This is a genomic window from Halobellus inordinatus (genome assembly GCF_024464655.1).
Lineage (GTDB): Archaea > Halobacteriota > Halobacteria > Halobacteriales > Haloferacaceae > Haloquadratum > Haloquadratum inordinatus.
This window is the reverse complement of record NZ_JANHAV010000009.1, coordinates 17,456-39,140: the sequence shown is the minus strand read 5'-3', so window position 1 is coordinate 39,140 and position 21,685 is coordinate 17,456. Positions and strand designations below refer to the sequence as shown.

Below are 21,685 nucleotides of genomic sequence, written 5' to 3'. Positions count from 1 at the left end.
AGCCGCCGGTACCCCTATCCTCGACCGTGTTCGGCGTCCCGGTGTTGTTTTGGCCACGGGGACGCCAGCAGGCGTCAGCAGACTCGGGGGTATCGTCTGACTCGCTTTGGGCAGTCGGCACATGGGCACACCCTTCGAGGATGTGACGTTCACCGTCTGCTCTTTCGGATACTGTCTCATTAGATGGGTGGACAGGCCACCTCCGAAGGACGGTTCGGAATCCGCTCCGTTCCGACCGATTCCTATCCATTAACACGGTTGCCTGTCACTTAAACGCCAGTATTCCGAAACTCAGAGTGCTGTCGAACGTGGGTGCTCTCCCAAGTGACGGCGCGTATCCACGGCGTGAACGCCGTGGTATTGCGCCTGTTCAGCGTATAAGTGACGGATCCGGTATTCTCGTGCTACTTGACGTGATGCTTCCGTAACACGAAGGGAGATACTTATGCTGTCGAAAGATAATGTCCGTTACGTGAAACCTTCTGGCGTTAGTGTGCGGCCCGCGACACTCGACCCAGAACCCGACGGGTCGGTAGAGTCCCTCTCCGAGGAGGAACTCTTCGAGGTGCTCGCGAATCACCGGCGGCGGTACGTGTTGCGGGTTCTTTCGGGGTCGGACGCCCACGACATCGGGTCGCTGGCGGAGACAGTCGCCGCCTGGGAGAAGGGAACGACCGTCGAGCGAGTCGCTCGTGAGGATCGAAAGTCGGTCTATACGGCACTCCAACAGCTTCACCTGCCGAAACTTCACAACGCCGGGCTCGTCGTCTACGACAAAGACCGCGGAACGGTTCGGCCGACAGCCGCCAAAGAGGAGGTCAATATTTATCTGGATGTCGTGCGGGGCAACGACCTCCCCTGGCACGAGTACTATCTGGCGCTGTCAGCCGTCAGCGCCGCCCTCCTGCTCGTCGCGTGGCTCGATTTCTTCCCGTTCGGGCTGCTCCCCGACGCCGGCTGGGCGGGACTCGTCGTACTCAGTTTCTCCGTCTCCGCCGTGTTTCACTACCGGTCGCACGAGCAGGCGCGGATCGGCGTTCACAACCGTCCGCCGCCGGAGTGAGATCGACTGCCGGCCGACGACCAAAGACTTTCACTGTACCGAGTAAATCGACTGCTATGGGAACGGATTACTCCGAGCTGCACGACCCGAACGCGGAGTACACGATGCGAGAGCTCTCCGCGGAGACGATGGGCGTGACGGCGAAACGCGGTGGCGGCCGCGACGTCGAGATCACCGACGTGCAGACGACGATGGTCGACGGGAACTTCCCGTGGACGCTCGTGCGGGTCTACACCGACGCCGGCATCGTCGGGACTGGCGAGGCCTACTGGGGGGCCGGCGTGCCGGAACTCATCCAGCGGATGAAGCCGATGATCGTCGGCGAGAACCCCCTCGACATCGACCGATTGTACGAACACCTGATCCAGAAGATGTCCGGCGAGGGCTCAGTCGAGGGCGTCACTGTCACGGCCATCTCGGGCATCGAAGTCGCCCTGCACGACCTCGCAGGGAAGATTCTCGAACTCCCGGCGTACCAACTGCTCGGCGGCAAGTACCGCGACGAGATGCGTGTCTACTGTGACTGCCACACCGAAGACGAGGCCGACCCGGAGGCCTGCGCCGACGAGGCCGAGCGCGTCGTCGAGGAACTCGGCTACGACGCGCTGAAGTTCGACCTCGACGTGCCCTCGGGGCTGGAGAAAGACCGCGCGAACCGGCATCTCCGTCCCGGTGAGATCCGACACAAAGCCGAGATCGTCGAGCAGGTCACAGAGCGTGTGAAGGACCGCGCCGACGTCGCCTTCGATTGCCACTGGACGTTCTCGGGTGGGTCCGCAAAGCGCCTCGCGGCCGCGATCGAAGACTTCGACGTCTGGTGGCTCGAAGACCCCGTCCCGCCGGAGAACCTCGACGTCCAAGAGGAAGTCACGAAGTCGACGACGACGCCAATCACCGTCGGCGAGAATCGCTATCGCGTCACGGAGGTGCGCCGGCTGATCGAAAATCAGGCGGTCGACATCGTCGCCCCCGATCTGCCGAAAGTCGGCGGGATGCGCGAGACGCGGAAGATCGCCGACGTCGCGAACCAGTATTACGTTCCCGTCGCGATGCACAACGTCGCCTCGCCCGTCGCCACGATGGCGGCTGCCCACGTCGGCGCGGCGATTCCGAACGCGCTGGCCGTCGAGTATCACTCCTACGAACTCGGCTGGTGGGACGAACTCGTCGAGGAGACGGTTATCGAGAACGGCTCGATCGAGGTCCCCGAAACGCCCGGTCTCGGCGTGACGCTCGATATGGACGCCGTCGCGGAGCGAATGGTCGACGGCGAGGAACTATTCGACGAGGCGTAGGGGCGGCCGGTTCGCACTGCCCGCTCTCACCGGAATGTCGGCCGGCCGACCCCGACCACAGGACGACCGCTCTCACCCGCTGTTCGACACTGCCGGGTCGGTACCTATAGTAACGTTTGCAAGTCTTCACTCACTCGATCGCACGACTGCGTGCGATCGGATGAGCAATCAGTTGCAAACGCTACTATAGCCCTCGAAGCGTGTCGGCCGTGTCGTCGCCGGCCAACCGGACCGTGTACGTCGCGACGAGCCTGGCGGTCTCCCACGCCGAATCGCTCGCACACCGCGTTTCGAGCAGTGAGATGCCGTCGTCGAGGGCGGCCGCCGTCTCCGCGCGGAGGTCTCGAAAGAGACCCGCGCGCCGGTCGTCGCCGCGGGCGGTGAAGAAGGATACGAGCCGCTCGTGGGTCCGGAGCGTGACCAGTGGACGGCCGACCATCCCGCCGGCGATGCGCTCGACAGTCGCGTCACGGGCGCGGAGATACGCGTGCATCGGCCCTGGGGGCCCGCTCTCGGGGCTCCAGCCGTCCAGTTCGCTCACGACCCGGCTGCGGTGTCCCGTCTCCTGTTCGACGACCGACTCGAAAGCAGCGCGGGCGTCGTCGTCTCCCTCGTCTTCGGTCCACTGTCGGAACGTCTCCCGCGCCGCGTGTTCGCTCGCTGCGGCGGCAACGAGCAGCGCCTCGGGAATCGGATCGCCCCCGGCGGCCGCGTAGAGAAACTGTTCGGACCCGAGCAGCGCCAGCGACGAAGCTTCCGCCGATTCGACTTTCTCACGGAGCCAGTCTCCGTCGCGAGCTTCGCGGCTCATATCGAAAACGAGCGGTCGCAGCACCTAACCGTTTCCGCCGCCGTTGCGACAGTGCGTCGCACTCGCCGCACCGTCGTCGGCGGAGGAGTATCAGACCTGATACCGGGGAGCGAACAATCTTATGTCGAGATGTTGGTCCCCTACATATGAACGACCGAGGCGTCGTAGTAACCGACGACACGAGGGGCCTCGTCGACGGCGACGAGCTAATCGACGCATTGGGAATCGACGAATCAGAACGGGAGTGGCGCAAGTCCTTCGTTCGCCTCACGGAGGCGGACAAAGAGCGGATGCGTGCGCTCGAACCGACGTTCGACGAAATAGCCGATGAGATCGTCGACGATTTTTACGACCACCTGACGAGCGACCCTCGGGCCACTGAGGTCCTCGGTCGGTCGAGCAAGGGCGTCGATCAACTGAAAAAGACCCAATCGCAGTATCTGCGCTCGCTCGCCAGCGGCGAGTACGGTCGGGACTACTTCGCCCAGCGCGCTCGCATCGGCAAGATCCACAATATGTTGGATATGGGGCCGAAGTTCTATCTCGGCGCGTACAGCATCTACTACGACGGTCTGATGTCGGCTATCGGGGATGCGGTCAAAGAGGAGTTCGGTGGCTCCGCTCAGAGCGACACGGCTCAATCTGCTTCCACGACGCAGTCCGGCGGGGACGACCCCGACGACGCAAACGACGGTCTGTTCTCACGGATTGTCGGCGGCGCGAACGAACGCGACGACGATGACGGAGCGGGCGGTGCCGACGCTGCTGCCGACGCCGACACGAACGACGTCGACGCCGCAGTCGACGCCGTGGTCGACCGGGCCAGTTCTCTCCTCAAAGTGCTCGCGATCGACCAGCAGATCGCGATGGACACCTACATTCACGCCTACAGCGAGGAGGCGCGCCGCGAGGCGGAACACCGCGAGGAGTTGGCCCGCGAGGTCAAACAGGACCTCAAAGACCCGATCGAAGACGTCTCCTCGGCCTCGTCGGTCGTCGCCGAACGCTCTGCGACGATCCGCGACATCGCAAACGACCAGGCGGACGATATGGAGGAGGTCGCCGCGGAGGTCTCACAGATGAGTGCGACCGTCGAGGAGATCGCTGCGACCGCCGAGGACGTCGAAAACACGAGCGACGAGGCGGTCTCGCGTGCGCGATCCGGCGAGACCGCCGCCGACGAGGCGATCGACGTGATGGAGGAAGTCGCAGACGCCGCGAACCAGGCCTCAGCCGATCTCGAACGACTCCAGGCGCAGATCGACGAAGTCGACGAAGTCATCGAAGCGATCGACGAGATCGCAGAGCAGACGAATCTGCTCGCACTGAACGCCTCGATCGAGGCGGCGCGGGCGGGCGAGGCCGGCGACGGATTCGCCGTCGTCGCCGACGAGGTGAAACAACTCGCCGAGGAGTCCCGACAGCGCGCAAGCGACGTCGAGGAGACTGTCGGTCGCGTCCAGACCGACGCCGCCGAGACGATCGAGAGCCTCTCGGAGACGACCGACAAACTCCACGAGGGTATCGACCGCGGTGAGGACGCGATGGACAGCCTCGATGAGATCGTCGACGCAGTCGAGCGAACGACCGAAGGAATCGCCGAGGTCGCGACCGCGACCGACGAGCAGGCGGTCAGCGCCGAGGAGGTGACGGCGATGGTCGAGACGACGCGCGAGCGCTCCGAGGAGATCGCAGACCGCGTCGACGACGTCGCGGAAGCCAGCCGCGAACAGACCCAGCGGATGGACACGATCCAGGACGCCGCGGATCGCCTCGTTACGGCCGACGACGACGCCGAGTCGATGGGCTCCGGAGGGAGTGAGATGCCCTCCGACCTCGATTTCGACGCCGAACCGCCGGCTGGAATCGACACGACGAACGCGGACGGCCCACCGCGTGACGTGCTCTCGAACGGGAGTTCAATGGAGAACGGCGAGGACTCTGAATCCGACGAGTCGTTCGCGTTCGTGGGAACCGATGGCGGCGTCTCTGTTAGCGGGCCCGGAGACGACACGGACCGATCCGACAAATAGCGTTCTCTCGCTCTTCTACCCGCCAGGGAACCGACCTCAGTCGTCGTCCGCTGCAGCAGCGGCGTCGGCTGCGTCCTGCTCGATGCTCGGTGGGTAGACGCCGCGCTTCAGCTTCAGGTCGCTCTGCGGGCGGGCCATACACGTCAGCGCGTAGTCTTCGCGCTCCTCGTCGGTGAGCCCACGTGCGGCGGGTTGGGTGACCTCGCCCTCGACGATCTCCGCCGAACAGGCGAGACACATCCCGACGCGGCAGGAGTACTCCTGAGCGATGCCCGCTTCGAGACAGGCCTTGAGGATCGTCTGCTTGTCCGACACGTCGACGGTCTCGCCGGTGCCGACGAACTCGACGGTGTACTCGGTCATACCTCGCCGTTCGGTGGACCGTTTCAAAACTCTTTGCGAAGCGGTCGCGTCCCGGCCGTGTCGGCGTGTCGTCCGGATTATGCCTCGTCGACTGCGGGGCCGCCGTCGGCTTCCGCCTCTTTGTCCTCTGAGCGGACCGTCATCACCGGCGCGTCGGCGGTGCGGACGACCTTCTCGGCAACGCTCCCGAGGAGGAAGCGACCGACGCCGGTTCGGCCGTGCGTCCCCATCACGACGAGGTCGATTCCCTCCTCGGCCACGTAGTCGACGATGACGCGGTGTGCGATACCCGTCTCGACAGTCGTGACGACGTCCACGCCGGCCTCTTCGCCGCGCTCTTCGACCTCCTCGACCGCGCTGTTGCCTTCCTCTTGAAGGGCCTCGATGACGATATCCGAGCCCATCTCCAGTGAGGAGTACGCACCCGTGTCGACGACGTACAGCGCGTGTACCGTCGCGTCGTACTGTTTCGCGAGTTCGATGGCGTGTTCGACTGCGCCCTCGGTCGCGGCGCTTCCGTCAGTCGGAACGAGAATCTTGTCGTACATCGTCTCACCCGGCCCTACGTCGCGAAGGTTTTAGAAGGTACGCTCGATTGTCATTCGGTTTCGCCGGCCGTCGCCCCGTCCTCGTCGACAGCTACTCGTCCTCGGCTCCGGTAGCCTCGTCGGCCCCGGCCGACTGGTCGACCTCCGGCTCGTACGTTCCCGGTGCGTTCTCGGCGGTCATCGCCTCAGGGTCGTCGCCGCGGAATCGAAGGATGGCCGCCTCGCAGGCCTGCAAGCCGTCGACGCGCTCGACGCCTTCACCGAGGCTGACGGTCTCGACGACGGTCCACGACTCCGCGTCGACGTCGAAGGCGAGGCCTTTCACCCACTCTCCGGTGGCGACGAGCACGCCGGAGGCGCGGCCCTCGTCCTCGATCGGGACGGCCAGTTCGAGCGCCTCGGCGTCGTTCAGTTGGAGCAGTTCCTGAGGTTCTAGCGGCCGCGGCGGCAGCGCGTCGACGACGGTCATACCCGCGCTGGGTCGGGACGCCGTTTGTGCGTTGCGGATCGGGTCGGTGACCGCGGTCGTTGACGATGGGCACACGGTCGGTGTCGGCGGCCTCTGGATCACAAAGTTTCTACCCTCCGGGCCGCGAGGGACCGCTATGTCTCGCGAGGGCGACGCCGCGCCCGGGGGTTCCGAGCGAACGCCGGTGTCGGCGTCGCTCGCCGGCCTCTCGTTCCGACGTGACCGCGTTCTCGGCGTCGTCGTCGCCCTCGCGTTCGCTGGTCTCCTCGTCCGACTCGTCGGTCTCGGCGCGCGCCCGTTTCACTGGGACGAGGCGCGCGTCGGCTACTGGACGCTCCGCTATCTCGACACCGGCGCCTACCAGTACCGTCCGATCGCCGGCGGCCCGCTGCTCCCGCTCGTCGGCCGCACGCTGTTCGCCCTCGTCGGCGTCTCAGAGTGGGTCGCCCGACTCCCTATCGCCGTCCTCGGGGCGGCGCTCCCGCTCGTCGCACTGCTCTTTCGCGACCGTCTCGACGACGCCGAAACGGTCCTGTTCGCCGCTCTCCTCGCGTTTCAGCCACTCGTCCTCTACTACTCGCGTTTCCTCCGCGGCGACGTGCCGCTTGCGCTGTTCGGCTTCGCGTTCGTCGGCTTCGCCCTGCGGGCGTGGGATCGCGACAGCCGACGCGACGCGTACGCTGCTGCGGTCGCGCTGTCGCTCGCGGCGTCCGCTTCGGGGTTCGTCGCTGGCTATCTCTGCTGTTGGCTCGCAGTGTGGGTCCTCGTCGTCGAGCAGCACAGCGTCGCCGCCGACGGCGGAGCGAGCGCCCGGGCGGCGGCGGCAGCGCTCCGAGCGCGACTCGCTGGGACGACGACGGCGGCCGCCCGCGCCGCGCTGCTTTTCATCGGCACGACGGTCTTTCTGTTCGCGCCCCGCGCAGGTCCCGGCGTCGACGTCGGGCTCTACGATCCGACGGAGTTCCACCTCGCGATCTACGAGGGGACGGTCGGCGCGCTCTGGCGCTTCGTCGGCGTCCGCGTCGTCAACCGCTATCCCGACGGCACGCACTCGCTGCTCCCGTATCTCGGCGACGCGGCCGGGACCCTGACTGCGGTCGCGCTCCCGGTCGTCGCGGTCGGCGTCGGAACCACGCTCTGGGTGCGCTACGCGTCGGCCCGCCGGCCGCTGATCGAGGGCGTCGGCTACTGGGGGCTTCTGGCGGTCATCCTGTTCCCGACGATCGCGGAGGTCTCAGCCCCGTGGACGCTCGTGCACGTCGTCGTCCCGCTGTCGCTCCCCGCAGCGGTCGGCTTCGCCGCGTTCCTCCGCCGCGGGGCTGCTGCCGCATCCGGCCCCGACGTCGATGCCGGAACCGTCGTCGCGGTCGCCCTCGTCGTCCTCGCGGTCGTCGCGCAGGTGGGTGCCGTCACCGCCGGAAGCGTCTACGGGTCCTCCGACCGCGACAACCGACTCGCGCAGTTCGCCCAGCCGAGCGGCGACCTCGAACCGATCGAAGCGGCGGCACGCGCTGCTGCCGACGGCGACTCGTCGACGGCCGAGGTTCTCTACGTCGGTGCGGCGTACCACGTCCCGCCTGACCGGACGACCCGGTTCCCGCCGGTGGGCGACGCCTGGGGGAACCGACTGCCGCTGACGTGGTACGTCGAAGCGGCGGGCGCGGACGCGACGAGTACGGCGAACGCCTCGACGTTCGATTCGGCGTACGCGAACGCGTCGGCGCCCCCGGTCGTGATCGCTGCGCCCACACACCACACCGAGCTCGCGGAGCGACTCGGCTCTGACTACGAGGCGACGACATACCGCCTTGGTCTGTGGAACCGCGAGGTCGTCGTGTTCACGGCCCCAGAGAAACGATGACCCACCCGTCGGAATCAAACTGCCCCATTTATACCAACAGTAGCCAAAGTCCACTTGGTATGACTGGCGGGATACGGGTGTTGCACGTCGACGACGACCCCCACTTCTTAGACCTCACGTCGACGGTGCTCGCTCGGCAGGACGACCGCCTAGAAGTCGTCACTGAATCTGTCGCGGCCGGCGGTCTCGAACGGCTCACGGACGGCGCGGCGTCGTTCGACTGCGTCGTCTCGGACTATCAGATGCCCGAAATGAACGGGATCGAACTGCTGGAAGCGGTCCGCGAGCAGGATCCCGACCTCCCGTTCATCCTCTTCACCGGCGAGGGAAGCGAGTCGCTCGCGAGCGACGCTATCACACGCGGCGCGACAGACTACCTCCGGAAGGGAACACAAAGCGAGCAGTACGAACTCCTCGCCAACCGGATCACGAACGCCGTCGAACGGTACCGTAACGCCCAGCGTGCGGCCGAGCTCGAACGCATCCGTCGCGTGCGCAGCGAGACCAATCGGGCCGTCGTACACGCTGACACCCGAACGGAGATCGAACGCCAAACGTGCCGGCTCATCAGCGAGGCCGATCCCTATCGCTTCGCGTGGATCGGCAGGCACGACGCGGACGCGAACGCCGTCGAACCCGTCGCCGCCGCGGGCGTCGATCAGGGCTATCTAGATGCCATCGAGATCACGACCGACAGCGGTCTAGAAGAGCCCGGTCCCACCGCGAACGCCGTCCTGACGCGGGAACTCTCGGTCGTACAGAACATCCCGGAAGACGCGAGGTACGAACCGTGGCGCGCCCACGCGCTCGACCGCGGCTATCGGTCCAGCGCGGCCATTCCGCTGGTGTACGACGACGGCCTCTACGGCGTTCTCAACGTCTATGCGGACCGAACGAACGCCTTCGACGCGCAGGAACGCGACCTCCTCACGGAACTGGGCGAGGACGTCGCACACGCACTCCACCGCGTCGATGCCGACGCCCACCGCGAGCGCTACGAGCGATTACTCGACGCGTCCTCGGCCGGCATCTTCCGAGCGCCCCCCGATCCGAACGGCCAGATCGTCGAGGCGAATTCGACGCTCGCGACGTTACTCGGCGCTGACACTCCCGAAGGAGTCGCGGGGCACGCCGTCGAGGACTTCGTTCGGGAGGCAGCAGACCTGGCCGAACTACGTCGTCGACTCGGCCGCGACGGAGTCGTGCAGAACTACGACGTGCCGATTCGGACGCTGACGGGCGAACACCGCTGGGGATCCCTCACCCTTCTGAAGACCGGAGAATCCGACGGCACGTACGTCGATGGAATCGTCCGAGACGTCACAGAACGCAAAGAGCGCGACCGCTCGCTTCGGCTCTTTCGGGAGGCCATCGAAGCCTCGGGGCACTCGGTGTACTTCACGAAGCGAGACGGCACGATCGTCTACGTGAACCCGGCGTTCGAACAGACTACGGGATACGACGCCGACCAAGTACTCGGACAGAACCCGCGGATCCTGAAGTCCAACGAGCACGATCGGGAGTTCTACGAGGAGTTGTGGGGGACGATTCTGGACGGCGACGTCTGGCGAAGTGAGATCGTCAACAAGACGAAATCCGGCGATCGATACGTCGTCGATCAGACGATCGCCCCGGTCGAAAGCGAGGGCGGCGATATCGAGCGCTTCGTCGCGGTCAACGCCGATATCTCCGAACAGAAGGAGCGCCAACAGGAACTCGAACGGAGCAGAGAACGGCTCCGGGCGCTCTTTGAGGAGTCGCCGGACGCGATCACCGTCCACGATGCCGAGGGGAACGTCGTCGACGTCAACCGACAGAACGTCGAGAACCTCGGCTACTCACGGGAGGCGCTGCTCTCGATGAACGTCGCCGACATCGAGGCGGACCACTCCGCCGACGAACTCCGGACCGTCTGGGACGACACCGCCATCGGCGAGCGGATAAAGCTTCAGGGTCGGCACCGGCGACGCGACGGCACGACCTTCCCCGTCGAGGTCTGGATCACGAAGATCAGATTTCACGGCAACGAGCGGTTCATCGCGTTCAGCCGCGACGTCTCCGAGCGTCACGAGTACGAACAGGAACTCGAACGGCAGATCGACCGCCTCGAACAGTTCGCGACGGTCGTCAGCCACGACCTCCGCAATCCGCTGAACGTGGCGGAAGGGCGGATCGAGCTGGTCCGATCGGAACGTGCGAGTGACCACCCGAGTGCGGGGGTCGGAGCGGAGCATCTGGATGTCGCCGCAGAGGCGCTCGAACGGATGGAAGAACTGATCGAAGACCTGCTCGTCCTAGCGCGCGAAGGCGGCCGCGCGAACGCGACTGACGCCGTCGCGCTCGGCAACCTGATGGACGAGTGCTGGCGAACCGTCTCGACGGCGGAGGCGTCGCTCGTGATCGACACGGATCGCACGATAATCGCGGATCCGGCGCGGCTCCGGCAACTGTTCGAGAACCTCCTTCGCAACGCCATCGAACACGCGGGCGAAGACGTGACAGTCACGATCGGCGACGTCGACGGCGGCTTCTACGTCGCCGACGACGGCCCCGGAATCCCCGCCGAGGAGCGCGAGGACGTGTTCGCGACCGGCTACTCGACCGCGGACGACGGGACCGGGCTCGGGCTCAATATCGTCGATCAGATCGCCGAAGCACACGGCTGGACCGTCACCGTCACCGATAGCGAAACCGGCGGGGCGCGATTCGAGATCACGGGCGTCGAAATCCAGGAGTGAGAGCGGTTCGAGCCTGCGAGGAGAGGAGACCGTTCAGCGGAAGCCCATCGCTTCGATCTGCTCTTGATAGCGATTCCGGATGGTGACTTCCGTCACCTGCGCGACGTCGGCGACCTCGCGCTGGGTCTTCTTCTCGTTGCAGAGCAGCGACGCTGCATAGATCGCCGCGGCCGCGAACCCCGTCGGCGACTTCCCCGAGAGGAGGCCCTGTTCTGCGGAGACGTCGATGATCTCGGTCGCCTTCGATTGGACTTCCTCGCTCAGCCCGAGCGACGAGGCGAAGCGGGGGACGAACTGCTTTGGGTCGACCGGCTTCAGTTCGAGGCCGAGTTCCTGGGAGATGTAGCGATACGTCCGACCGATCTCCTTCTGGGGAACGCGCGAGACCTCCGCGACTTCGTCGAGCGAGCGCGGAATGCCTTCCTGCCGGCAGGCGGCGTAGAGCGCGGAGGTGGCGACGCCTTCGATGGACCGGCCGCGGATGAGGTCCTCGTTGAGCGCGCGGCGATAGATGACAGACGCGACCTCCCGTACCGATCGTGGGACGCCCAGCGCCGACGCCATCCGGTCGATCTCCGAGAGCGCGAACTGGAGGTTGCGCTCGCCTGCGTCCTTCGTCCGGATGCGCTCTTGCCACTTGCGCAATCGGTGCATCTGCGAGCGCTTCTCCGAGGAGAGCGAGCGCCCGTAGGCGTCTTTGTCCTTCCAGTCGATCGTCGTCGTCAGCCCCCGGTCGTGCATCGTCTCCGTGATCGGCGCGCCCACGCGGGACTTCGACTGCCGCTCGGAGTGGTTGAATGCCCGCCACTCGGGCCCGCGGTCGATCTGTTGTTCGTCCAAAACTAAGCCGCAGTCGTCACACACCAACTCCCCCTGATCGGCGTCCGTGACGATGTCCGACGACTCGCACTCCGGGCAGACGAGTCGCTCGTCGTCTGTCTGTTCGGTCTCCTGCTCTCGCTGGCGCTGACGACGCGAACGTTCCATTATAAGGTTTGTGGTGAAGGGCCTATTTAAGCCTTTGTGACAGACTCTCTAGATTACTCTGCGAACGCGACCCCCAAGCGGTATATGCCCCGGCCACTCGATGGCAGGTATGCGCGCTGTAACCCTCGTCGTCCTGCTTCTCGTGGTCGCCTCCGGCTGTCTCGGCGGGACGCCGGGAGCGGGTACCGGCCCGGCGGAATCGGCGGCCACCGCGACGCCGGCGACTGGCAGCACGAGCGAGGGAACCACCGCGGCACCTGTCGAGGGCGTCGACGTCACGGTCACGGAGGTCGTCGACGGCGACACGATAAAAGTCGCGTATCCGAACGGGACGCGCGAGACTGTCCGGTTGCTGGGCGTCGACACGCCCGAGGTGTACGGCGAGAACACACCCGACGAGTTCGAGGGTATCCCCGAGACGACCGCCGGAGCGGCGTGTCTCGGCCGGGCCGGCGAGGACGCCTCTGCGTACGCGAAAGACCGACTCGCGGGCGAATCCGTGACGCTCGTCTTCGACGAGCAGTCGGATCGACGGGGCTACTACGGGCGGTTGCTCGCGTACGTCTATGTCGACGGCGAGTCGTTCAACTACGCCCTGCTCAGAGAGGGCCACGCTCGCGTGTACGACAGTACCTTTACCGAACGTGAACGATACGAGGACATGGAAGTGACGGCGCGCGAGTCCCGTCGTGGGCTGTGGTCCTGTATCGAGAGTGACGTGACGGCGACTGCGAGCGAAACTACCGCGCTCGCCGACGGTGGTGAAGGGCCGCTCGCGATCGACACGATTCACGCCGACGCGGAGGGCAACGACAACGAGAATCTGAACGACGAGTACGTCGTCTTCCGTAACGCTGGCGAGGAACGTCTCGACCTCTCGGGGTGGACCGTCACCGACGACGCAGACCACACCTACACCGTCCCCGAGGGCACCACGCTCGATCCCGGCGCGACGCTGACACTCCGGACCGGCTCCGGAACGGACAGCGATTCGACGCTCTACTGGGGCGCCAGCGGTGCGATCTGGAACAACGCTGGGGACGTGGTCACCGTCCGCGATGCGAGCGGATCGACCGTCGTTCGGCGCTCGTACTGACGCGCGACGGCAACGCCGCGTGCTCCCCGCCAGCCGAATAACTCCCCGTTTTCGAGAAGCCTTTTTGTATTATCGGCGGGTATTTCATCGCGATGAGACCGAACTTCGCGCCGCACCGTCTCGCGAGCGGGAGCCTCCGCAGCGCCTCACGGAGGTGGATCTGATGGCGACGAAGTCGGCACTGGAGACGCAACTGGCGGTCGTCGCGGGCTTCGAGGACCCGCGTGCGGACCTCGAACAGTATCCGACGCCCCCGGAGTTAGCCGCCCACGTCGTCCACGTCGCCGACCTGAACGGCGACATCGAGGGCCGACTCGTCGTCGACCTCGGGACCGGAACGGGAATGTTAGCGCTCGGTGCCGCGCTCCGCGGCCCGTCCCGGGTGGTCGGCGTCGACGTCGATCGGACAGCGTTGACGACGGCCACGGCGAACCGACGACGCGTCGGGACGAAGACCTCGATCGACTGGGTGCTCGCCGACGCGACGCGCGCACCGCTGTGTCCCGCAGAACCGACGACCGTGTTGATGAATCCGCCCTTCGGCGCCCAGCGCGGCAACGAACACGCCGATCGGGCGTTCCTCGAAACCGCCGCTCGGCTCGCAGACGTGTCGTATTCGGTCCACAACGGCGGTTCACAGGAGTTCATCGAAGCGTTCGCCGCCGACCACGGCGGTACGGTGACGCACGCCTTCCGCGCGACGCTCTCGCTCGATCGGCAGTTCGAGTTCCACGACGCGGACTCCGAAGACATCGACGCCGAGGTGTACCGGATCGAGTGGTCCGGCGGCGACGAGTAAGGCGCCCCCGCTACTCGTAGGTCTCTTTCGAGAGGAGTTGCAGTCTCGTCTCGTCGTAGGAAACGAACACGCGCGAGCGGTTCCGTGTGAACGTCAGGCCGTCGACGGTCACCGACTCGTTCTTCGCGGGGAGACCCGCACTGAGTGAGTCGTTCCCCTCGGTGACCCGAAGATAGTACTGGCTCTCGTTCGGGACGACCGTCACGTTCCGCCCGGCGAGTACCGGCCCGGCAGTGACCGGATCGGACGTGTACACGACGCGCGCGGAGTCGGTGTTGCCGAGCGCGACGCGGTAGGCTGTCCGGTTGCCGAGGACGTTCCAGCCGTCGCGCTGTGCGTAGACGGTCTCGCGCCAGCCGACGCCGCCGAGACGGACGGCGACCTGGCCGTCGAACGCCAACCGGCCTTTCGGGACCGCCGTGCTCCAGATACCGCGCTGCTCGCTGCGGACGATGACGCCCGAGGTGTTGACGGCTGTCGTCTCGCCGAACGCCTCGATGTCGACCGCCGCAACGAGACCGTTCTCGACGTTCTCCGCGTAGGTCACCTCGTAGTCGCGGACGGTCAGCTCGTCGCCCGGGAGGTCGCCCGAGGTTGCCGTGTACAGATTCGCGGGCACGGCCGGCCCGGCGATGGCGGCCGTCGAGAGCAGGAGGACGCCGACGGCGACCTGCCAGTTCCGGACGACGCCGCTGTCGCCGGCGAGTTCCCAGCGAAAGATCTCGTCGTCGCGGGCGACGACGGCGGAGGCGACGACCAGCGCCAGCAGTGCGACCAAGACGACTCCCGCGGCCCGGTAGAGGACGTACGTCTCACCGCCACGGAACCAGTAGACGGCCCACAGCGACTGTTCGGTGGCGAAGAGGAGCGTCCCGAGCCAGAGTCGCCGGGCGCTGGGACGATCGGCCCGACGTCGGGCACGGACGACGACGAGACCTACGAGGACGCCGAGCAGGAGCCCGAGTGCGTGGCCCTGAATGGCGATGTCGGCCCACCACGGCGAGATGTAGGCCGGGCGCGCGCTCCGGGTGAGGATCGGCGTCTGGAGCGCGTTGTACACCAATCGGAGGGCTCCGCCGCCGGCGAGCGCGATCACGGTTCCGAGCGGATAGTTGACGAGCGCGGCCCCCGCGAACGCGAACACGACGCCGGAGAAGCCGATGATCGGGCCGATCGCGAAGAACGAGGTGAGCAGTCCGACCGCGAGGACGACAGCGGGAAAGATCACGAACGCGCGGACGTACGGGTTCGTGCGCCACGACGAGAACGACTGTGAGCCTCGCTCGCGGGTGAAGTGCCCCCACGCGTACTCCGCGAGCGGAGCGAGCGTGAGCGTCCCGACGAGGTTCCCGATGAGGTGGCCCGGACCGTTGTGTGAGAACGCCGCCGAGAGCATCCCGAGCGGGTACAGGTACGACCACGCCCGGAACGGGAGCGTCACCGGCGCGTTCCAGCGGGCCCACCCGCCCTGCAAAAAGAGGTAGACCACGAGCACGAAGCCGGCCGAGACGAGCGTTCCCCAGGGGAGACCCAGGACGAAACGCTGTCGCAACTGTGCACCGAAGGCGGAGGGTTGATCGAAGAGGAACGCCGCGGTGAGAGAGAACACGAGAGCGGCTACGACCGCGACGCGCAGGAAGAGATCGACCGGGAGAGCGTCCATCGTACACCCGGAGTAGACGAGCGGTTAAGAAACTACGGCGTTTCGGATCGGCGCGATGGGACGACCGCGGCGACTCCGACGGCGACTACCGGGAGTCGAGCGCCGACTGCAACCGATGAAAGCCGAGTGACGCTGCAGGTCGCGCGGTGAGTCGCGTCAGCCCGTGATCGGCCGCTGTCCGACTCAGAGCTTCCCTTCTGCGTCCTTGGCGAGTTCTTCCATCCGCTTGCCGACCCGTCCGGCGTTCGAGAACTCGTCTTCGCTCATCGCCGTCGCGAGCGCGTTTCCGAGGACGAAGACAGCGTGTTTGTGCTCGCTCTTGGACTTGTGGACGTGTGAGGGATCGATGTCGAGTTCCTCGTAGGGGTCGAAGATGCTTCCGTCGACGTCCTCGCGTGCGGCGAAGTTGTCTTTGATGATGACCATCTGTTCGTGCAGTTCCAAGAGCTCGTCCTTGTGCATAGACGTGGATACGTGAGAGGCCGTTTTAAGGATTATTGGTGGGAACTGACACGGTCGGACGCCGACCGAAGCCGTCGCTTCTCGTTCGGAGACGGGAGGGCGACCCGGCGACCTGCCGCAGCGTGTGCACCCGAGACACGTCCGACCGCGCGCTGCCGTGCGACCGAGTTGTGAGGAAGACGTGCAGACGCTCCTATCGCGTGAGGCGTGTTAGAAGACGTACTCGTCTTCGTGACCCATCATCCCGTCGTCTTCGAAGCGGTCTTCTTCGTCCATCGGGCCGCTCGTTTTGAACGCACGAATACCCGTCGAGAGGAGCTCTGCGATGGCTTCCTCGCGGTTTACGAACTCGCCCTGATCGACGAGTTGCGCGATCTGCATCTCGAGGTGCTCGGGGACGTTGATGTTCACCTTGGGCATTTGAACGTGAGGGGGTTTGAAGGCGGGTTATTTAAACCCTGCGGCGAATATTCAGGGTATGGGAAAACATCGTTTACCAGATTAAAATATATATTTTTGTCTCGAAGATAATTATTGATGTCGGAGCCACACACTGATTCGATGACGACAACTCTCGTCGAAAGCCGGCACCGTTAGGTCGCCTCGGGCATCAGTTACGGTATGGTCGAGGACGTCACGGACCTCTATCGGGAGTTCGGCGACCGGCGACTCCCGCCCGGACAGCACGAGACGGACGGCTTTCCAGTTCTCTCGAAGAGCGGCACCCCGTCGTGGACGCCCGAAACGTGGTCCTTCGACGTGTGGGGCGCCGTCGACGGGGATCTCTCCCTCTCGTACGCGGAGTTTCGAGAGCTGCCGTCGACGACGCAACGACAGGACTTCCACTGTGTCACCGGCTGGAGCACCTTCGACTGTGAGTTCACCGGCGTCACGTTCCCGACGATCGCGGACCTGGCTGGCGTTCGTGACGACGCCGTCCACGTGCTGTTTCACGCGATCGACGGCTACACGACGGATCTGGCGCTCTCGGAGTGCCTCCGCGACGAAGTCCTCTTCGTCTACGAACACGACGGCGACCGGCTGGCCGAGGACCACGGCGGTCCGTTGCGAGTCGTGACGCCACACAAATACGCCTACAAGGGCGCGAAGTGGGTCGAGGGCGTGGAGTTCCTGACCGAGCCCGAACGTGGCTACTGGGAACGGCGCGGCTACTCAGACACCGCAAATCCGTGGAACGAGGAGCGGTACGGTTAGATAAGTAGTACGCGAACGGGCGGCCGATTCTTCGATTTTGGTGGTATAGTCAAATAAAAGAGCGTGGCGTCCTGAAAGCCGGTAATGGAATCGTTGCGGACCGACGCGGCGGGGCATCACCTCGTCAGCCGATCGGTCCCTATCGCAGCGCCGTCGTTTCGGGCCGTGCTCCGCGAAGCCGACGGGCCGCGAACCGTCTGGAGTGCCCCCAAGGAGGCGACGGTGGTCGGGAGCGGTGCGGCGGCGACCCTGACGGCCGACGGACCGAACCGATTCGACGCGATCCGGGAAGCCGCCGAGACGCTGTTCGCCTCCGGCGACGTACACGCCGGAACGGAAGCCGCGCGACCGCGTCTGTTCGGTGGGTTCGCCTTCCACGGCGACAGTACGTCCGGCCCGCCGTGGGAGGACTTCCCCGGGGCGAGATTCGTGTTCCCGCACGTGCAGGTGACGTGGACGGACGGCGACGACCCCGACGCCGACGCGTGGCTGACGGTCAACGCCGTCGGCGACGACGTCGACTCGGCGGCGGTCGAAGCCCGACTCGCCGATGCACGCGAGCGGATCGAGTCGCTCCCGGACGCCGAACCGCTCGTCGACCCGCCCGGCGTCAGCGGTCGACGGCGGACCACGGCCCGCGCCGACTGGACGGCCGGCGTCGAGGCCGCGGTCGACCGAATCAACTCGGGCGACCTCAAGAAGGTCGTCCTCGCACAGGCGCTCGATGTCGACCTCGAAGACGACCTGTCGCTGCCCGACGTGTTGTCCCGCCTTGGGCAGAAGTACCCCGACTGCTATCGCTTCCTGGTCGAGCCCGAACCCGCAGACGGGCGGCCGCAGCCGTCGTTCTTCGGGGCGACGCCCGAGCGGCTCGTCTCCGTCCGCGGTCGGACGGTCGAAACCGACGCGCTCGCGGGGACGACGGGACGCGGTGAGACGCCCGCTGAAGACGAGTGGCTGGCGCAGGAGCTCGCACGCGACGAGAAGAACGCCCACGAGCACGATCTGGTCGCCGAAACAGTCGAAGAACAACTCTCGCCGTTCGCGGCGTCCGTCAGCCCGGGCCCCCGGCGGATCAAGCGCCTCGCCACCGTCCAGCACCTCTGGACGCCGATCACGGCGACGCTTGACCGCGACGAGCACGTCCTCTCACTCGTCGAGGCGCTGCATCCGACGCCCGCTGTCGGCGGCCTCCCGCCCGAGGCGGCCCTCGAAACCATCCGCGAGACGGAGCCGTTCGACCGCGGCTGGTACGCCGCTCCGGTCGGCTGGATCGACGCCGCCGGCTACGGCACCTTCGCCGTCGCGCTCCGCTCGGCTGTGGCTCACGGCGACGTTGCGACCCTGTTCGCCGGCGTCGGCATCGTCGCCGACTCAGACCCGGACCGCGAGTGGGACGAAGTGCAGTTGAAGTACCGCCCAATTCTCGACGAACTGGAGACTGACGACACGAAATGACGCTCTGTCGACCTGTATCTCGATGACTGATCCGAATCGATCTTCGACGACCGACCCGAATCGAAACACGCTCTGGGCACGCGCGCTCGTCGAGGAACTCGCTGCCGCCGGCATCGACGCGGTCTGTATCTCGCCCGGTAGCCGATCGACGCCGCTGACGGTCGCCTTCGACCGCCACGAGGACATCCACGTGTTCTCGCACCTCGACGAGCGGTCGTCGGCGTACTTCGCGCTCGGTCGCGCACGACGGACCGGCGACGTGACGCCGCTGGTCTGCACGTCGGGGACGGCGGCCGCGAACTACCACCCGGCGGTGATCGAAGCCTCTCAGTCCCGCGTCCCGATGCTGCTGCTGACGGCGGACCGTCCCCCCGAAATCCGCGATTCCGGCGCGAATCAGACGATCGACCAGGAGAAGCTCTACGGCGACGCCGTCCGCTGGTACCGCGACGTCGCCGAACCGGAAGCGACGCCGCGAAAACTCCGCTCGCTCCGGACGACGGCGGCGCGCGCGGTCACGAAAGCGACGGGCACTCCGGCGGGGCCAGTCCACCTGAACGTCCCCTTCCGCAAGCCGCTGGAGCCGACGCCGGTCGAAGGCGACGTGCCGACTGATCTCCCCGAGAGCGCCACGGCGGGGCGGGACGGCGCCTTCGTCGACACGACAGCCGGCGCACCTGAACTCGACGACGACGCGTTACGTACACTCGCCGAGAAGTTCTCTGAACCGCGCGGCCTGCTCGTCGTCGGGCCCTCGGACTCGCCCGGTGTCGACCCAGAAGCCGTCGCGGCGTTCGCTCACGCCAGCGGCTTCCCGGTGCTCGCGGACCCGCTTTCGGGCGTCCGCTACGGAGGTCTCGTCCGCACGACACCTGTCGTCGGCGGGTACGACGCCTTCCTCGGCGAGCGCGTCCGCGAGGCGTGGCCCGATCCCGACGTCGTCGTCCGCGTGGGTGCGTCGCCCACGTCGAAACCGCTACGCAAGTATCTCGCGGCTGTCGACGCCGATCAGTACGTCGTCGACCCTGCCGCTGGCTGGCGTGAGGCGGAGTTCACCGCGACCGACCTCGTCGTCGCCGACTCCTCGCGGTTGCTCGGTCGGCTCTCTCGGCTCCTCGCCGGCCCCGGAAGTCGCACGTGGCAGGAGCGCTGGACCGACGCGGAGGCGGCACACGAAACGGTGCTCGACGAGCGCGACGGATTTTGCGAAGGGCGCGTGCTCGAAGACGTCGTCGACCTCGCGCCCGACCCCTCGACGATTTTCGTCTCGAACTCGATGCCGGTTCGAGATCTCGACCGCTTCGGAACGCCCACGACGAAGACGTACACCCCGCTCGGCAACCGGGGGGCCTCGGGCATCGACGGCATCGTCTCGACGGCGCTCGGGGCTGGATCGGCGACGACCGACGATCTGACGCTCGTCACCGGCGATCTGGCGTACTACCACGATATGAACGGCCTCTTGGCGCTCGGGCGGTCCGACGTCGAGGCGACGATCGTCCTCGTCAACAACGACGGCGGCGGCATCTTCCATATGCTCCCGATCGAGGCGTACGATCCGCCGTTCACCTCGCAGTTCGTGACACCGCACGGGCTCGATTTCGAACCGACCGAAGACCTGTACGACCTCTCGTTCGCGCGCGTCGAGGGCGACGACCGCGACGCCTTCCGCGACGCGTACGCCGAGGCGACGACCAGCGAGGGTTCCCACGTCGTCGAAGTCGCGACCGACGCGGAAGCGAGTCACCGCGTCCGCGATGAGCTCCGCGAGCGGACGGTCGAGCGAGTGCTCGAAGACACGACGTAACTATCGGACTCGTCCCAGCGCACGCGGACTGAACGACCACGCGAACGTGACTGCGACGCGAAACGAATCTTTTTGCAGATTCCCACCGGTCTCCCGGTATGGTCTCAGAACTCTTCGACGCGACGCGCTGGGAGCAGGTCGACGGCGCTGACGCGTTCGACGACATCACCTATCACCGCGCGAGCGACGTCCCCGTCGTTCGCATCGCCTTCAATCGTCCGGAAAAACGCAACGCGTTCCGCCCGGGCACGGTCGACGAACTCTACGCCGCGCTGGATCACGCCCGCAAGCAGGCCGACGTCGGGTGCGTCCTCCTGACCGGTAACGGGCCGTCGCCAAAGGACGGCGGGTGGGCGTTCTGCGCCGGCGGTGATCAGTCCGTCCGCGGCGAGTCGGGCTACGAGTACCGCGACGACGACGAGGCCGACGAGGGCGACGACCCGCTCGTCAAGGAGGCGAAAGCGGGCCGACTCCACATCCTCGAAGTTCAGCGTCTCATCCGATTTATGCCCAAGCCCGTCGTCGCCGTCGTGCCCGGGTGGGCCGTCGGCGGCGGCCACTCGCTGCACGTCGTCTGCGACCTGACGCTCGCCTCCGAGGAGCACGCGAAGTTCCTCCAGACCGACCCCGACGTCGCCTCCTTCGACGGCGGGTTCGGCTCGGCGTACCTCGCCAAGCAGGTCGGCCAGAAGAAGGCCCGAGAGGTGTTCTTCCGCGGGAAAACGTACTCTGCGGAGGAGGCCGTTGAGATGGGAATGGCGAACGAAGCGATCCCGCACGAGGACCTCGAGGACGTCGCCCTCGAGTGGGCCGCGGAGATGACCAATAAATCACCGACTGCGATACGAATGCTCAAATACGCGTTCAATTTGACCGACGACGGCCTCGTCGGCCAGCAGGTGTTCGCCGGCGAAGCGACGCGACTCGCCTATATGACCGAGGAGGCGCAGGAAGGCCGCGACGCCTTCTTGGAGAAGCGCGATCCGGACTTCAGTCAGTATCCCTGGCACTACTAAT

The 21,685-nt window shown here is 66.1% G+C and carries 19 protein-coding genes; 11 read left to right on the top strand and 8 right to left on the bottom strand.

What is annotated here, in order from left to right; translation table 11 throughout:
- Positions 1 to 493 precede the first annotated feature (493 nt).
- Both NO347_RS14570 and NO347_RS14565 read left to right on the top strand, forming a co-directional pair.
- Entirely contained in the window at positions 494 to 1,063 is a 570-nt protein-coding gene (locus NO347_RS14570; RefSeq protein ID WP_256290367.1) for a DUF7344 domain-containing protein, read from the top strand.
- 56 nt (positions 1,064 to 1,119) lie between these two features.
- A complete protein-coding gene (locus tag NO347_RS14565) occupies positions 1,120 to 2,358 on the top strand; it encodes a mandelate racemase/muconate lactonizing enzyme family protein (RefSeq protein WP_256290366.1) in 1,239 nt (412 codons plus the stop codon).
- 184 nt (positions 2,359 to 2,542) lie between these two features.
- Here the strand turns inward: NO347_RS14565 and NO347_RS14560 are convergent, their stop codons facing one another.
- On the bottom strand, positions 2,543 to 3,169 hold the full coding sequence (locus tag NO347_RS14560; RefSeq protein WP_256290365.1) for a rubrerythrin family protein: 627 nt from the start codon (positions 3,167 to 3,169) through the stop codon (positions 2,543 to 2,545).
- A gap of 146 nt (positions 3,170 to 3,315) precedes the next feature.
- Here NO347_RS14560 and NO347_RS14555 point away from each other — a divergent pair, with 146 nt between their 5' ends.
- Positions 3,316 to 5,202, top strand: a complete 1,887-nt coding sequence (locus NO347_RS14555) for a globin-coupled sensor protein (protein ID WP_256290364.1) — start codon at positions 3,316 to 3,318, stop codon at positions 5,200 to 5,202.
- 36 nt (positions 5,203 to 5,238) lie between these two features.
- Here NO347_RS14555 and NO347_RS14550 read toward each other — a convergent pair whose 3' ends face one another.
- The 3 genes from NO347_RS14550 to NO347_RS14540 form a co-directional block, all read right to left on the bottom strand.
- Positions 5,239 to 5,565 (bottom strand): 2Fe-2S iron-sulfur cluster-binding protein, encoded by a 327-nt coding sequence (locus NO347_RS14550; protein WP_256290362.1) that lies wholly within the window; start codon positions 5,563 to 5,565, stop codon positions 5,239 to 5,241.
- Positions 5,566 to 5,642: 77 nt separating this feature from the next.
- Positions 5,643 to 6,113: a universal stress protein gene (locus tag NO347_RS14545; protein WP_256290361.1), complete on the bottom strand. Its 471-nt coding sequence runs from the start codon at positions 6,111 to 6,113 to the stop codon at positions 5,643 to 5,645.
- A gap of 91 nt (positions 6,114 to 6,204) precedes the next feature.
- Positions 6,205 to 6,582 carry a DUF7964 domain-containing protein gene (locus NO347_RS14540; RefSeq protein WP_256290359.1) on the bottom strand — a complete coding sequence of 126 codons (378 nt, stop codon included), beginning with the start codon at positions 6,580 to 6,582 and terminating at the stop codon, positions 6,205 to 6,207.
- Between the two features lie 136 nt (positions 6,583 to 6,718).
- Here NO347_RS14540 and NO347_RS14535 point away from each other — a divergent pair, with 136 nt between their 5' ends.
- Complete coding sequence (locus NO347_RS14535; protein WP_256290358.1) at positions 6,719 to 8,443, top strand: flippase activity-associated protein Agl23; 1,725 nt, start codon at positions 6,719 to 6,721, stop codon at positions 8,441 to 8,443.
- A 59-nt stretch (positions 8,444 to 8,502) separates the two neighbouring features.
- Positions 8,503 to 11,181, top strand: coding sequence for a PAS domain S-box protein (locus NO347_RS14530; protein ID WP_256290357.1), 2,679 nt, complete (start codon positions 8,503 to 8,505; stop codon positions 11,179 to 11,181).
- Positions 11,182 to 11,214: 33 nt separating this feature from the next.
- Here the strand turns inward: NO347_RS14530 and NO347_RS14525 are convergent, their stop codons facing one another.
- On the bottom strand, positions 11,215 to 12,168 hold the full coding sequence (locus tag NO347_RS14525; RefSeq protein ID WP_121570251.1) for a transcription initiation factor IIB: 954 nt from the start codon (positions 12,166 to 12,168) through the stop codon (positions 11,215 to 11,217).
- A gap of 100 nt (positions 12,169 to 12,268) precedes the next feature.
- Between NO347_RS14525 and NO347_RS14520 the strand changes: the two genes are divergently transcribed.
- Positions 12,269 to 13,264 (top strand): lamin tail domain-containing protein, encoded by a 996-nt coding sequence (locus NO347_RS14520; protein WP_425492396.1) that lies wholly within the window; start codon positions 12,269 to 12,271, stop codon positions 13,262 to 13,264.
- Positions 13,265 to 13,427: 163 nt separating this feature from the next.
- The gene (locus NO347_RS14515) at positions 13,428 to 14,063 is read left to right on the top strand and encodes an METTL5 family protein (RefSeq protein ID WP_256290355.1); all 636 of its coding nucleotides are present in this window, start codon (positions 13,428 to 13,430) and stop codon (positions 14,061 to 14,063) included.
- Positions 14,064 to 14,073: 10 nt separating this feature from the next.
- On the opposite strand, the gene NO347_RS14510 is transcribed toward NO347_RS14515, so the two are convergent.
- The 3 genes from NO347_RS14510 to NO347_RS14500 all read right to left on the bottom strand — a co-directional run bounded on the left by NO347_RS14510 (position 14,074) and on the right by NO347_RS14500 (position 16,608).
- Entirely contained in the window at positions 14,074 to 15,726 is a 1,653-nt protein-coding gene (locus tag NO347_RS14510) for a rhomboid family intramembrane serine protease (protein ID WP_256290354.1), read from the bottom strand.
- A 183-nt stretch (positions 15,727 to 15,909) separates the two neighbouring features.
- A complete protein-coding gene (locus tag NO347_RS14505; RefSeq protein ID WP_256290353.1) occupies positions 15,910 to 16,188 on the bottom strand; it encodes a UPF0058 family protein in 279 nt (92 codons plus the stop codon).
- Between the two features lie 210 nt (positions 16,189 to 16,398).
- Positions 16,399 to 16,608, bottom strand: a complete 210-nt coding sequence (locus tag NO347_RS14500; RefSeq protein WP_121570246.1) for a ribbon-helix-helix domain-containing protein — start codon at positions 16,606 to 16,608, stop codon at positions 16,399 to 16,401.
- Positions 16,609 to 16,809: 201 nt separating this feature from the next.
- On the opposite strand from NO347_RS14500, the gene NO347_RS14495 reads away from it, so the two are divergent.
- The 4 genes from NO347_RS14495 to NO347_RS14480 all read left to right on the top strand — a co-directional run bounded on the left by NO347_RS14495 (position 16,810) and on the right by NO347_RS14480 (position 21,684).
- Positions 16,810 to 17,403, top strand: coding sequence for a sulfite oxidase-like oxidoreductase (locus NO347_RS14495; RefSeq protein ID WP_256290352.1), 594 nt, complete (start codon positions 16,810 to 16,812; stop codon positions 17,401 to 17,403).
- An 84-nt stretch (positions 17,404 to 17,487) separates the two neighbouring features.
- Positions 17,488 to 18,861, top strand: a complete 1,374-nt coding sequence (locus NO347_RS14490) for an isochorismate synthase (protein WP_256290351.1) — start codon at positions 17,488 to 17,490, stop codon at positions 18,859 to 18,861.
- 22 nt (positions 18,862 to 18,883) lie between these two features.
- On the top strand, positions 18,884 to 20,668 hold the full coding sequence (menD, locus tag NO347_RS14485) for a 2-succinyl-5-enolpyruvyl-6-hydroxy-3-cyclohexene-1-carboxylic-acid synthase (RefSeq protein ID WP_256290350.1): 1,785 nt from the start codon (positions 18,884 to 18,886) through the stop codon (positions 20,666 to 20,668).
- 98 nt (positions 20,669 to 20,766) lie between these two features.
- Positions 20,767 to 21,684 carry a 1,4-dihydroxy-2-naphthoyl-CoA synthase gene (locus NO347_RS14480; RefSeq protein ID WP_256290349.1) on the top strand — a complete coding sequence of 306 codons (918 nt, stop codon included), beginning with the start codon at positions 20,767 to 20,769 and terminating at the stop codon, positions 21,682 to 21,684.
- The last annotated feature ends 1 nt before the right edge of the window (position 21,685 follow it).

Bases quoted from the DNA above. Each gene is read 5' to 3' on its own strand.
- NO347_RS14565 (WP_256290366.1), top strand. From the start codon at position 1,120: ATGGGAACGGATTACTCCGAGCTGCACGACCCGAACGCGGAGTACACG.
- NO347_RS14495 (WP_256290352.1), top strand. From the start codon at position 16,810: ATGGTCGAGGACGTCACGGACCTCTATCGGGAGTTCGGCGACCGGCGA.
- NO347_RS14545 (WP_256290361.1), bottom strand. From the start codon at position 6,113: ATGTACGACAAGATTCTCGTTCCGACTGACGGAAGCGCCGCGACCGAG.
- NO347_RS14535 (WP_256290358.1), top strand. From the start codon at position 6,719: ATGTCTCGCGAGGGCGACGCCGCGCCCGGGGGTTCCGAGCGAACGCCG.
- NO347_RS14480 (WP_256290349.1), top strand. From the start codon at position 20,767: ATGGTCTCAGAACTCTTCGACGCGACGCGCTGGGAGCAGGTCGACGGC.
- NO347_RS14490 (WP_256290351.1), top strand. From the start codon at position 17,488: ATGGAATCGTTGCGGACCGACGCGGCGGGGCATCACCTCGTCAGCCGA.
- NO347_RS14540 (WP_256290359.1), bottom strand. From the start codon at position 6,582: ATGACCGTCGTCGACGCGCTGCCGCCGCGGCCGCTAGAACCTCAGGAA.
- NO347_RS14515 (WP_256290355.1), top strand. From the start codon at position 13,428: ATGGCGACGAAGTCGGCACTGGAGACGCAACTGGCGGTCGTCGCGGGC.
- NO347_RS14550 (WP_256290362.1), bottom strand. From the start codon at position 5,565: ATGACCGAGTACACCGTCGAGTTCGTCGGCACCGGCGAGACCGTCGAC.
- NO347_RS14520 (WP_425492396.1), top strand. From the start codon at position 12,269: ATGGCAGGTATGCGCGCTGTAACCCTCGTCGTCCTGCTTCTCGTGGTC.
- NO347_RS14505 (WP_256290353.1), bottom strand. From the start codon at position 16,188: ATGCACAAGGACGAGCTCTTGGAACTGCACGAACAGATGGTCATCATC.
- NO347_RS14500 (WP_121570246.1), bottom strand. From the start codon at position 16,608: ATGCCCAAGGTGAACATCAACGTCCCCGAGCACCTCGAGATGCAGATC.
- NO347_RS14555 (WP_256290364.1), top strand. From the start codon at position 3,316: ATGAACGACCGAGGCGTCGTAGTAACCGACGACACGAGGGGCCTCGTC.
- menD (WP_256290350.1), top strand. From the start codon at position 18,884: ATGACTGATCCGAATCGATCTTCGACGACCGACCCGAATCGAAACACG.
- NO347_RS14560 (WP_256290365.1), bottom strand. From the start codon at position 3,169: ATGAGCCGCGAAGCTCGCGACGGAGACTGGCTCCGTGAGAAAGTCGAA.
- NO347_RS14530 (WP_256290357.1), top strand. From the start codon at position 8,503: ATGACTGGCGGGATACGGGTGTTGCACGTCGACGACGACCCCCACTTC.
- NO347_RS14510 (WP_256290354.1), bottom strand. From the start codon at position 15,726: ATGGACGCTCTCCCGGTCGATCTCTTCCTGCGCGTCGCGGTCGTAGCC.
- NO347_RS14525 (WP_121570251.1), bottom strand. From the start codon at position 12,168: ATGGAACGTTCGCGTCGTCAGCGCCAGCGAGAGCAGGAGACCGAACAG.